Annotated in this window: 9 protein-coding genes; 3 read left to right on the forward strand and 6 right to left on the reverse strand. The window is 44.6% G+C overall.

Annotated elements, in window-relative coordinates:
- Positions 1-119 precede the first annotated feature (119 nt).
- From FQ083_RS09560 to FQ083_RS09570, 3 genes are all read left to right on the forward strand, one after another.
- On the forward strand, positions 120-1442 hold the full coding sequence (locus tag FQ083_RS09560; protein WP_149409683.1) for an efflux RND transporter periplasmic adaptor subunit: 1323 nt from the start codon (positions 120-122) through the stop codon (positions 1440-1442).
- Positions 1439-4546 carry an efflux RND transporter permease subunit gene (locus FQ083_RS09565; protein WP_149409684.1) on the forward strand — a complete coding sequence of 1036 codons (3108 nt, stop codon included), beginning with the start codon at positions 1439-1441 and terminating at the stop codon, positions 4544-4546. Before FQ083_RS09560 ends, FQ083_RS09565 begins: the two co-directional genes overlap by 4 nt.
- 359 nt (positions 4547-4905) lie before the next feature.
- Positions 4906-5907, forward strand: a complete 1002-nt coding sequence (locus tag FQ083_RS09570; RefSeq protein WP_020444493.1) for an NAD(P)-dependent alcohol dehydrogenase — start codon at positions 4906-4908, stop codon at positions 5905-5907.
- Between the two features lie 249 nt (positions 5908-6156).
- On the opposite strand, the gene glmS is transcribed toward FQ083_RS09570, so the two are convergent.
- From glmS to ribE, 6 genes are all read right to left on the reverse strand, one after another.
- Positions 6157-8001 (reverse strand): glutamine--fructose-6-phosphate transaminase (isomerizing), encoded by a 1845-nt coding sequence (gene glmS / locus FQ083_RS09575; RefSeq protein WP_149409685.1) that lies wholly within the window; start codon positions 7999-8001, stop codon positions 6157-6159.
- 159 nt (positions 8002-8160) lie between these two features.
- Entirely contained in the window at positions 8161-9537 is a 1377-nt protein-coding gene (glmU, locus tag FQ083_RS09580) for a bifunctional UDP-N-acetylglucosamine diphosphorylase/glucosamine-1-phosphate N-acetyltransferase GlmU (RefSeq protein ID WP_149409686.1), read from the reverse strand.
- A gap of 196 nt (positions 9538-9733) precedes the next feature.
- Entirely contained in the window at positions 9734-10312 is a 579-nt protein-coding gene (locus FQ083_RS09585) for a phosphatidylglycerophosphatase A (RefSeq protein ID WP_149409687.1), read from the reverse strand.
- A 3-nt stretch (positions 10313-10315) separates the two neighbouring features.
- On the reverse strand, positions 10316-11350 hold the full coding sequence (gene thiL / locus FQ083_RS09590; protein ID WP_149409688.1) for a thiamine-phosphate kinase: 1035 nt from the start codon (positions 11348-11350) through the stop codon (positions 10316-10318).
- A gap of 2 nt (positions 11351-11352) precedes the next feature.
- On the reverse strand, positions 11353-12423 hold the full coding sequence (nusB, locus tag FQ083_RS09595) for a transcription antitermination factor NusB (RefSeq protein ID WP_262881099.1): 1071 nt from the start codon (positions 12421-12423) through the stop codon (positions 11353-11355).
- Between the two features lie 224 nt (positions 12424-12647).
- Complete coding sequence (gene ribE / locus FQ083_RS09600) at positions 12648-13169, reverse strand: 6,7-dimethyl-8-ribityllumazine synthase (protein WP_149409689.1); 522 nt, start codon at positions 13167-13169, stop codon at positions 12648-12650.
- Positions 13170-13212: the final 43 nt, after the last annotated feature.

Genomic DNA, 13212 nt, shown 5'->3' on the forward strand with positions numbered 1-13212 from the left:
CACAAACAGCATTTTGACCATATAAAGATGCTCGTTTAACGTAATGCTAGCCTATTTTCACCTATTATTTTCCTCATATTATATATCCTTATTATTGCCTGTATTGACAGAGAGTTATCATGAGCGATGTTGAAGACAACAAGCTGCCAGTTGAATCTGAGCTACCCCCATACCGCCAATCTGATGCGCGAGCGTCTAAGCCTTTATTAGATAAGCCATTATCAAAATTTCCTTTATGGTTATTACCAGTATTGGCTATTGTGCTCGTTATTGGGGTATTGGTTGGTAAGTACTGGGGCAATGATGAGGAAGCGAGCAATGAGTCGCCCGTTGCTAACAATGTACAAAACGATAGCGCTAACCTAAAAGATGCTAGCATTGAGCAAGCTGTATTATCGGTCGAAACAGTGCTACCAAGCCAAGATAATATTGGTAATACGCTCAGTGCTGACGGAACCATCAATGCTAAGGATGTCGCTAATGTCAGTGCCAAAGTAAACGGCGTAGCGATTGAACGGATATTGGTCGAAGAAGGTCAGCGTGTTAAAGCTGGTCAAATACTGGCTGTATTTGATACCGACGCGATGGAGCAGCAAGTCTTGCAAGCAGAAGCTGATGTTGCCGAAGCAGAAGCGACGCTTGCCAATGCCACTGCCGATGCCGCCCGCGTCCTGCCACTTATTGATATTGATGCCATTAGCAAACAAGAAGCGGATCGCTATCGTACGGCTAAACTACAAGCGCAGGCGTCATTGCAAGCCTCTAAAGCTCGACTGAGTACGCAGCGCTTGAGTGTCAATAATGCCAATGTGGTTGCACCGGTTAGCGGTATTATTAGTGAAAAAATGGCTGAAGTTGGTATGGTTGCTGGTGGAGACCCACTATTTACTATTATCAAAGGTGGTATTTTAGAATGGCGTGCGGATATCGATCCTAAGCTGATTGGTGAGGTTAATGTTGGCACACCAGTGCAAGTTAGCCTACCGGGCGGCGATTCTGTCATGGGGCAGGTCAGTCGCATTGCACCAACTGCTGATAATAATAGGCAAATTACCATTTATGCTAGCCTTGCTGCTAACGCAAAAGTACGAGCAGGCATGTATCAAACGGGCGAGTTTTTATTGGGTAGTAGCAGCGCTCAAACGGTTCCTAATAGCGCCATTGTCAGCAATGACGGCTATGACTATGTGATGCTAGTGACCAATATCAGTACTAAAGACGGTAAAAACGGTCACAACATTGGCCGTATCAAACAACAACGTGTGACCCTTGGTGAGCGCTTTGGCGATAGTATTATGCTCACAGAGCCACTCCCTGCAGAGAGCCGACTTGTAAAGCAAGGGGGAAGCTTTTTAAATGATGGTGACTTGGTACGTGTCGTTGATGGTCTGAGTCAAACTGGTAAGCAGGCTACTAGCACAGACACGCAGGCGCGCTCATGAGTTTAAATGTTTCCGCCTACTCGATTAAAAATCCATTAGTGGCTATCTTGCTGTTTGTACTGCTCACCTTAGGCGGTATCTATGGCTTTATGCAAATGAAGGTGCAGCAGTTTCCCGATATTGACCTACCAGCGGTGGTGGTCACGGTGACCTTGCCAGGCGCTGCGCCATCGCAGCTCGAAAACGATATTGCAAAAAAGGTGGAAAATAAGCTCACCAGTATTGAAGGCGTCAAGCACATTCGTACCACGCTACAGACGGGCGCTGCCACTATGGTCGCTGAGTTCGTCTTAGAAAAAGACATCCAAGAAGCGGTTGATGATGTGCGCTCGGCAGTCGGTGAGGTACGTGGCGATTTGCCTGCCGCTGCCAATGACCCTATCGTTACCAAAGTCTCAACATCAGGATTCCCAGTCGTCACGTACTCTGTCGCTGCTGAAAACATGAATGTAGAAGACTTGTCTTGGTTTGTCGATGATACCGTCACCAAGCGTTTATCTGATATACCCGGTGTCAGTACCGTTAGCCGTATCGGCGGTTTACAGCGTGAAATTACGGTTGCCGCTGACCCTATTACCTTGAGTGGTCTAAAGCTTTCTATCACGCAATTATCCAATCAAATCACCGGTATTCAGCAGGACAGCTCAGGTGGTGAAGCCGAAGTCGGCAAAACCACGCAGACCATTCGTGTACTTGGTGCCGTTGAGCGCGCAAGCGATTTAAATAACTTACAAGTTGCAGTGCCTACGGGTGGTACGCAAGCGCTTGGACGTATGGCACAAATTACGGATGGCGCGGCTGATCCTAGCTCTATTGCCAAGCTCGATGGGCAAACGGTGGTTGCGTTCAATATTACGCGCTCGCGTGGTGCCAGTGAAGTGGAAGTCATGGAGCTGGTTGACGCTGAGCTTACTAAGCTGTCAGCAGATGTAGGCAATATTAGTATTGAAAAAGTTTACGATCGAGCAACGCCAGTCGCTGAAGATTATCAAGCGTCATTACGGATGCTGATAGAAGGTGGTTTGCTTGCCGTAGTCGTGGTGTTCTTATTTTTGCGCAATATCCGCGCGACTTTTGTAGCTGCTGTGGCATTGCCATTGTCCGTCATACCTACTTTTTTGGGTATGTATCTGTTTGGTTTTAGTCTCAACATTATCTCCTTGTTAGCACTGTCGCTGGTCATTGGTGTACTGGTCGACGATGCCATTGTAGAAGTTGAAAATATTATTCGTCACTTGCGTATGGGTAAAACGCCTTATGAGGCGGCAATGGAAGCAGCGGATGAAATTGGCTTGGCGGTTGTTGCCACTACCTTTACCTTGATTGCCGTATTTTTACCGACTGCGTTTATGGGCGGAATTGTCGGGCAGTTTTTCCGGCAGTTCGGTTGGACGGCGGCATTATCAATATTTGCCTCGTTAATGGTTGCGCGCCTTATCACACCGATGATGGCAGCATATATATTAAAACCAGAAAAGAAGCACGTTGAAAAGCAGAGCGCGCTGATGGATTGGTATCTTAAAGTGGTCTCATGGACGCTAGATCATCGCTGGATGACGATGGGTGCTACCTTAGTATTGTTTGTAGCTTCATTGGCTTTGGTAAAATTATTACCCACCTCTTTTATACCTGATAATGATATTGACCAAACACGGGTGGCGATTGAGTTGACACCCGATGTGGCGTTAGCGGACACGGAACGAGTTGCCGCGCTGGCAAGTGAGCGTATTTTAGCCATGCCTGAAGTGACCAATATTTTTACGTCGGTAGGTGAGGCGCAGGCGACAATGGACTCAAACTCTAGCGGTGGCAAGGCAGAAAATATAGCAGGTCTAGATATTGTACTTGCACCAAGAGCAGAGCGCGGCTCTAAGCAAGAGATTGAGCGTAAGATGAGTACTATATTGGCAGAAGTACCCGGTGCGCGCTTTACGGTCGGGTTATCGAGTGGTGGTGAGACAGGTTATAATTTTTCTTTGACCAGCACCGACCCGCAACTGCTTGAGCAAACGGTACAGCAGATGATGTCAGAGATCCGTGAGCTACCAAGTGCTGGTGCTGTCACGAGTGATCGCAGCCTGCCCCGCCAAGAGTTGACCGTCACGCCAAATAGGCTAGCAATGGCGGATAAAGGGGTGACGACGCAAGACATCGCCACGACCTTACGTGTGGCGACCGTTGGTGACTATGAGCAACGTTTGTCCAAGCTGAATTTAGATACGCGGCAGATACCAATTGTCGTGCGCTTGCCAGATATCGCTAAGCAAAACGTCAGCCAACTCGAAGGTTTATATGTACCAAGTGCGCTACCAGCAGGACAAGGCGTGCGTGTTGGCGAAGTTGCGACACTCGACTTTGGTACTGGACCTGCGCAAATCAGTCGCCTAGATCGTGAGCGGGCGATTAGTATTACTGTTCAGCCTGCCAATGGTGAGCTTGGTGATTTGGTACAAGCGGTCAAGAGTATACCTAGTATGCAACAGCTGCCAGCCTCTATTACTATTATTGATCAAGGACAAGCAGAAAATATGGCCGAGTTATTTAGCGGCTTTGTGATTGCGATGTCGGTCGGCGTGGTCTGTATTTTGGGCGTACTTATATTATTATTTGGACGCATTTTGCAGCCATTTACGATTCTCATGGCATTGCCCCTGTCTATCGGTGGTGCCTTTGTCGGCTTGGTAATTACCAATAGCAGCCTGTCGATGCCCTCGATGATTGGTTTTATTATGTTGATGGGCATTGCGACCAAAAACTCTATTCTTTTGGTTGATTATGCACTGATTGCTCAGCGGCGCGGCTTAGCACGTTTTGAGGCGATTATCGATGCTTGTCGTAAGCGTGCGCGCCCGATTATTATGACTACCATTGCGATGGGTGCGGGCATGCTGCCATTGGTATTTGGTTGGGGTGATGCCGACCCGACGTTTCGTCGACCGATGGCCGCTGCGGTACTGGGCGGTTTGGTCACGTCAACCTTATTAAGCCTCGTTGTTATTCCGGTAGTTTATACCTTGATGGACGATTTGTCAGGCTGGTTTGCTAAGTGGTTTGCTGCAACTGATAAGCCAGATAGAGTGACTGAGAAAAAGCAGCAGCTCTAATATATGAATGTTAGTAAGCGACATAAAAAGCTCAAACTATAGGCAGATATAGTTTGAGCTTTTTATATATAAGATATTAGTTGCTGGATTAATTCAAGCTATTATGAAGTCAAAGAGTCGTAATGTGTGTTATTGGGAGACAGGTTACCAAGTTAATGGGCTTTCATTATGGTTCTTTGTATGACGTTAGTCTGAAACTGGTAAGTTTAGTGGTTTAGTTGAGCAAGTCTTTGTTATAGTCGATTCAGTTAAATTTATCAAAGAAACGGTTTATATCGATATTTTGATACTATCCGTGTCTTGATCACTACTAGAACTACAAACCAGTTTCTACAAACATTAGAAAACAAGGAATAACTATGATTAATGCCTATGCAGCAAAAGAAAAAGGTGGCGAGTTTGTGCCTTATCAATATGATCCTGGCACATTAGGGGATCATGAAGTAGAAATCGAAGTACATAGCTGCGGTATCTGCCATAGCGATCTATCGATGTGGCAAAACGAATGGGGAATGACCCAATATCCGTTTGTAGGTGGGCATGAAGTCGCAGGAAAAGTCCTCGCAAAGGGCAAGCACGTCAAGCACCTAGAGCTTGGCGATAAAGTCGGACTTGGCTGGCATAAAGGATATTGCAACGTTTGTGATCTATGTATTGGTGGGGACCACAATCTATGCCCTGAGCAAGAAGGGACTATCATTGGTAATCATGGCGGTTTTGCAGATAAGGTGCGCGCAAAAGATACGAGCGTCATCAAGATACCTGAAGGGCTGGATTTTAATGCGGTAGGACCATTGCTATGCGGTGGCGTTACGGTGTTTAATCCGCTTATGCAGTACGACATCACGCCAACCTCAAGAGTCGCTGTTATCGGTATCGGTGGTTTAGGTCATCTAGCGCTTCAGTTTGCCAATGCGTGGGGCTGTGAAGTGACGGCATTTACCAGTGAATCAAAAATGGAAGAAGCAAAAGAGATGGGCGCTCATCACTCATTAAACTCAAGAGAGGATAGTGAAATTGAAAAAGCCGCTGGTTCTTTTGATTTAATCATATCAACAGTGAACGTCGATATGAACTGGGATGTTGTGATCAAGACTTTGAGACCAAAAGGTAAACTACACTTTGTTGGACTGTTAGAAGCTCCATTAGAGATATCAGCTGCACCAATGATTATGTCTCAAAACAGTCTGTCAGGCTCACCAGTTGGATCACCGTCAACCCTGCGAAAAATGTTAGATTTTGCCGCTCGACATAATATTCAGCCAGTGACTGAAACGTATAAAATGTCTGATATCAATGAAGCATTTGAGCGCCTAGAGAGTGGTAACGCTCGCTATAGAGTGGTATTAGAAAGAGACTAAAAGTCTTTAAAGGTAATGAAGCATAGTCATAGTAGTGATACCTCATTTAATGAAAGACGGGGTATCGCTATTTTTTTGTATTGTACCTCTACTTTCTTTAAGCCATCTTTGCTTTTTTTTTGAGCGCATAAAAAACCCTTGCTGTGGTATTAAACAACAGCAAGGGCTAATAGTTGAGTCAATAGAATGAATTGTCTAATATGATACTTTATTACTCAATGACAATAAATATTGTTAAATTAGTAAACATTATTCGACTGTAACTGATTTTGCTAAGTTACGTGGCTGATCGACATCAGTACCACGCATCACCGCCACATGGTACGACAGCAGCTGTACTGGCACGCTATAAACAATCGGCGCAAGCGTTTCGCAAACATCTGGCACATACACCACGTGTAATCTATCTGCTGCGACCATTTGACTGGATTCGCTCGCAAAGACAAACAGTTCACCATGACGGGCATGTACTTCTTGCATATTGGCTTTTAGCTTATCAAACATACTGTCTTTAGGTGCTAGCACCACGATAGGCATGTCTTTATCAACTAATGCCAATGGTCCGTGCTTCAGCTCGCCTGCCGCATAGCCTTCAGCATGAATATAAGAGATTTCTTTTAACTTTAATGCGCCTTCTAGAGCAATTGGGAACTGTAAACCACGACCTAGGAATAAGCAGCTTTTTTTATATTCAAAATGCTCACTCATGATCTTGATAGGCGCGTCGAGGTGTAAGCTGGCATGGAGCTGACCCGGTAGTTGTTGCAGTTGACCAAGCAGCGTGCTCAAATTTTCATCAGTCATGCGCTGTTGGGTCACACCTACCTTTAATAACAATAACATCAGTGCTGCAAGCTGAGTAGTAAAGGCTTTTGTAGATGCCACGCCAATCTCGGGACCGGCAAGCGTTGGTAAGAAGATATCCGTTTCACGTACCAATGATGAGGTTGGCACATTGCACAATGCCAGACTAACCAGTCCAATAGGAGACTGTTTTTGAATATCACGTAGTGCAGATAAAGTATCAGCAGTCTCGCCCGACTGAGAAATACAAATCACTAAAGAGTTATCAATGACGACTGGATTGCGATAACGGAACTCACTGGCAACTTCCACTGAGCAAGGCAGACGAATAAGACTCTCAAACCAATATTTTGCGACCAGACCTGAATGATAGCTAGTACCACAAGCGATCACTTGTACGTGCTTAATGCCTTTTAATTGCGTTTCATGACGTTGCAGAAAATAATCACGCAGTTTAGTTGGCTCATCATTATCTAATGCCATCTCGAGAGTGCGAGCGACGGCATCTGGCTGCTCGTAAATTTCTTTGAGCATATAATGCTTAAATTCGCCTTTGTCCGCATTGTGTTGTGCTGCGTCAATTTCATGGATTTGGCGTGTGACCTCGACACCATCAGCGTAAACCTGAATACTGTTACGCGTTAATCGGGCAATATCGCCTTCCTCTAGATACATAAAACGATTGGTCACTGGTAAAAGTGCCAATTGATCGGAGGCGATAAAGTTTTCGCCAATACCGACGCCAATCACTAAAGGAGAGCCTAAACGTACCGTAATAAGCTCTTCTGGGCAATCAATATGGATAACGCCAAGGGCAAATGCGCCATGTAATAAAGGAGTGACAGTGCGAACGGCTTCTAATAAGTCAGGCGTTGCTTTATAGATATCGTTAATGAGATGCGCGACGACTTCGGTATCGGTTTGCGAGGTAAACTCGTACCCTTTGGCAATTAATTCTTCTTTTAGCTCGGCGTAGTTTTCAACGATACCATTATGTACCACAGCAATCTTGCCTGAAACATGCGGATGGGCGTTACGCTGAGCCGGCTCGCCATGCGTTGCCCAGCGTGTATGCGCAATACCAATATGACCATCGAAAAACTCTGGGTTGACTGCGACGGCATCGACTAAGGCCTGAACTTTACCCACTTGGCGCTCACGGTGGAGCTCGCCATCACGAATGACAGTCAGACCAGCAGAATCATAGCCTCTATATTCTAGGCGCTTAAGTCCCTCAAGTAAGATATTGGCGATATTACGCTCAGCCACTGCTCCAACTATTCCGCACATAACTATTCCTTAAATTTAATTATTAGTATTTCTATGTATTTCTATGTATGACGATGTCTGTTTAATCTATAAATATAAATAAGCAGCACCACAAATCATTGTCGTACTGCTTGAGATTGCTAAGAGCCGTTTTTATTTAGCTAACTGTCAACGCTGCCATTATTTTTTAGTCGGACGCTTAAAGTCATTTTTCTGTGTTTGACGAGCACGACCAAAGGCTAATGCATGAGCATCAACGTTTTTAGTAATCACTGAACCAGCTGCCACAGTAGCGGTATCACCAATTTTCACTGGCGCCACTAGACTTGAGTTAGAGCCAATAAAGGCATTATCTTCAATGATGGTTTGTGATTTATTTACACCATCATAATTGCAAGTAATCACACCAGCGCCAACATTGACACCAGTACCAATAGTGGCATCACCAATATAGCTTAGATGATTAACCTTGCTACCATCACCAATCGTTGATTTTTTAATTTCGACAAAATTACCGACTTTGCTGTTGTCAGAGAGTATTGTCTCAGGACGTAAATGCGCAAAAGGACCAATATCTACACCAGCGCCAACTTCAGCCCTATCAATCACGCAATAAGGTTTTATATGACAAGCGTTGCCTATCTGGGCGTTTTTAATGACACAGCCCGCTTCAATATAAACATTATCACCTAAGACACAATCGCCTTCAAATACCACACCCACATCGACAAACACGTCCTGACCTGCGCTCAAGGTGCCACGAATATCGACACGAGTAGGGTCAGCGAACTGTACGCCAGCTTCTTGTAAGTCGGCGACCAGTTTACCTTGCCATGTACGCTCTAAGCTAGCAAGTTGTTGGCGGTTATTCACACCTTCAATCTCAAAGGTATGCTCAGGCTCAATCGCTGCAATAGTAATGCCATCAGCAACCGCCATTTTGACAATATCGGTCAGATAGTATTCTTGCTGCGCATTGTCATTTGATAGTTTGGGCAAAAATTTATGCAATAAAGCATTATCGACGCAGTAAATACCGCTATTAATTTCTTGTATCTGCTGCTCATCGCTATTGGCATCTTTTTGCTCAATAATGGCTTCAATATTGCCATCTTTATCACGTTTAATACGACCAAGACCAAATGGATTATCTACGGTTAGCGTCAACATAGACATGCCGTCAGTATTGGCATCCTGTAGAGTCGCTAACGTTTGGCAGCTAACCAATGGCACGTCGCCGTAAAGAATGAGGCTTTGTCCATCTTTTGGTAACTCAGATAGAGTCACTTTGACCGCATGTCCCGTGCCCAACTGCTCAGTTTGGGCAACCCAAGTAATGGGCAAATGCGCATATTGCTGGTCAATGTGATCTTGTACTTGCTCGCCACCAAAACCATGCACAATGATGGTGTCATCAACCGTCAATTGATGGCAAGTGTCTAACACGTGACCTAGCAATGACTTGCCAGCCAATGTCTGTAGCACTTTTGGCTTGGCCGACTGCATACGCGTGCCTTTACCAGCAGCGAGGATAATTACCGAAAGAGGAGATGTCATAGTATTCCTAAAAAAGAGCCCTACAAATGTAACAAAATATAATTTTGGATTATAGCGTAAATTGCCATTTAGCTAAAACGCTATGTCGTGACCTCTTTGTAATTCAGCTATCGCTAACAGCAATATTAAATGATGAAAGTTGTTGTGTTATAACCATCTGGTTACAAGATAAAATAAATGCGCTGTTAATGTAAAATTAGAGGATCATATTATAAATAATAACCCAAACTGCCGCTGCCATAATGCCAGCAATAATGTCATCTAACATAATGCCTAGACCGCCAGCGACTTTTTTATCTGCCCATCCAATGGGTGGTGGCTTAATGATGTCAAAAAAGCGAAAAAGTATAAAGATCATGATCAGAGCAGCGACAGAAAAAGGTTGCGAGATATTGTGCCAAAAATTACCGTCAGCAATACCTATATAGGACAACGGCAATAAGGTAATCCATATACCTGCCCACTCATCCCAGACGATATGTGGATCATCATGACCGCCCATCAAATCTGAGGTGCGACTACATATCCAGATACCAATGATGCAAGATAAAAGTGTAATAATTAAAAATGGTATAAAACCTAAGCTTAGCAGCGGTATTGCAACAGTTAAGCCGCCAACCGTACCCCAAGTGCCGGGCGCCCGGCGAGGTATACCACTGCCCAAGCCGATACCGAGCCAATAAACTGCGCGGTCAAGCATGGTGGCGTTGACTGGCAGAGGAGGGCAATCATTTGCTTTACGGATATCGGGCTTAACTAGGTCGTGATCGGTCATGGGTTAACCTGCAAAATGTTGGTAACCCGTAAGATTGGGCCAAGTAATAAACGGTGAGGGATGGGTGGGTGTCACTGGCTGATCTTGATAATAAAGTTTAGGACGTTTATGCGCCACATTATCTGTATTTCTATCACTCGCCAATGCAATCACATTACCAATGTAAGTCACAGGCGTATTAACGTCGGTACAAGAAGACGGCTCAATATGGGGAGGCAAGGTAAAAGCCAACTCATAATCATCGCCACCAGTTAATTGACACAATAGCCGCTCAGATACATCGATACTAGCTAAAGGGTTACTGGTAGGAAGAGCTTCCAAATTAAGTCTCATAGCGATGCCGCTTTGCTCGCAGATATGACCAAGATCTTGATAAAGACCATCAGAGATATCTATCATTGACGTTGCACCGATTTGTGCTAGTGCTGCACCTAAGCTAATACGTGGTGTTGGCATATGAAGTCGATGCGCAAGTTCAATACCGATAGCATTATCAGGGTGCTGTAAGGCATAAGCAGCATCGCCCAGTGTACCTGATACATAAATTTTATCACCGACTTGCGCACCTGAGCGATAGACAGCTGGAGTATCTGCGGCAAGCAGCCCTTGGGCACTGACACTTAACACTAAGCTATCATTATGGGTCGTATCGCCGCCTATCAAGGTCACACCAAATAACTGGCAAGCATGAAATAAACCTTTGGCAAAATCAGTCAGCCACTGACTATTAGCAAGGCGCTGAGGTAATGCTAATGCCAGTAAAATGCTATGCGGGGTGGCACCCATAGCCGCGATATCAGAGACGTTAACGGCTACCGCTTTATAACCAATGGCAAATGCCAGCTCATTAACTTGATCCCAACCAGCGCTAAAGTGTCGACCTTGAACGAGTGTGTCAATACAGCTGACCAAGCGCGCGCCTTGCGGCAATGCCATGACTGCTGCATCATCACCGATGCCCTTTTCGACAGCGTTAGATGATGACTGCGTGGCTTGCATTTGCGAAAATATACGCTCAATCAGCTCAAATTCATTCATGGCTAGTCTTGGCTTTTTTCATCAGTATCGTTTAATTCAGCACTTTTTGTATCAAAATCAACGCTATTCGAGTCAAGTAATTCGACCTCTGCTGTAACTTTGTCATTGCTAGCAGCGATGTTTTCTTCTACTGGCTGATCATTGGCAATGTTTTCGGCACTAACGGCACTAACGGCAATCTCGTCTGCTTTATCAACGATGACTGTTTCGATGCTAGTCGGTTTAATAATAATTTCTTCAACCGTATTTTGAGTATCGTTCTGCTTACTGGCTTTGTAATCAGTAATATTTGCCAAAGCTTTACTGACACTATTGCGTTTAACACTGGCATTATTAGCACTGATACGTGGTTTATTTGATGCTGTTGGTTTTTCTTCGATATCACTATTATTAGCATTGATATCTGTGTTTTTATCCGCTTTAGTAACAGGCTTAGCTGCCGCTTTTTGCGAGGTGCGAAGATTGGCTTTACTATCTGCTTCTACTTCAGGAGCACGTAGCTCAACTGCCATTCTATCTAAGACGGCATTAATCAGTTTATGTGCATCTGTCGCGCCAAAGTGATTGTTTAGCTTCATCGCTTCATCAAGTACCACTTTGTACGGAATTTCTAAACGATTTTGTAGCTCGTAAGCGCCAACTAAAAGAATGGCATGTTCAACCGTATCGAGTTTATTGATTTCACGATCTAGATGCTGGCTAATAAGCGCATCTAAGGCATCAATCTGCTCTGGGATATCACGCATCATTTCATGATAGTAGCCAATATGTACAGTATGCATGGCATTAGTCGCGCGTGTACGAGCAGCAATATCGTGCGGGGCATTGGCTTTCCAGCCAAGCTTGCCATCGATATCAAAACGGCGGTCAGTAACCAGCCATTCATATAGACCTTGCATAGCAAAGCGGCGTGCCTTACGAATAGCAGTGTGACTGGTCTTATAAGAAGACTCACTCATATCAAAGGTTTGATCGCCCGCACTGCTGCTCGCGATGCGCGTGGCTTCAGCTTGTTGGTCATTAACTTGTGCGGTTTGTGCAGCGCTAATAGCGCGCTTGAGTTGGTCAGTCATAAGGGGTCTATACCTAGTTTTTGAGATAATAAGTTTAAAAATAAAATGTTAAATAGTGGTCGACTAGCAAATGTTGCTAGTCAGTCTTGGAGATGGATGTTCGATAATCATTTAAAATATTAACGCTATTGTAAAGTGCTGAGGGCTATCGTTATAACCATAGCCCCGTTTCAAACAATAAATAATAATTTTATACTCACAAATGCGGCTAACAGTGAGTGCAATTAAGCGTCTTCGCTGCCATCATCAATGTCTAACTGTGATAACACGGCAAGCATTTCTAGTACAACCATCGCTGCTTCTGAACCTTTATTACCAGCTTTAGTACCAGCACGCTCAATCGCTTGCTCGATGCTGTCAGTAGTCAATACGCCGTTTGCTACTGGAATATTATAGTCAATGGCAACACTGCTTAAACCTTTAGCAGATTCGCTTGCGACAAAGTCGAAATGCGGCGTGCTACCACGGATAATCGCGCCTAACGCAATGATGGCATCAAAACGGTCTGATTCAGCAGCGCGCTGAGCAACCAATGGCAATTCGAAAGCACCAGGAACGCGAATAACGGTAATATTGCTACCCAATACACCATGACGAAGTAGGGCGTCGATTGCACCATCTACCAATGATTCAACGACAAAACCATTAAAACGACCGACGACGATACCGATACGCACGTCCTCGTTTTGATGTAAATTGCCATCAATATGGGTCACGTCATTGCGTTGCTGTTGTAAATTTGACATAAAAAATCCTTTGCCGAATAGGCTATTAATAGAAGTATAAGAA

The sequence above is a fragment of the Psychrobacter sp. ANT_H59 genome (assembly GCF_008369225.1).
Lineage (GTDB): Bacteria > Pseudomonadota > Gammaproteobacteria > Pseudomonadales > Moraxellaceae > Psychrobacter > Psychrobacter cryohalolentis.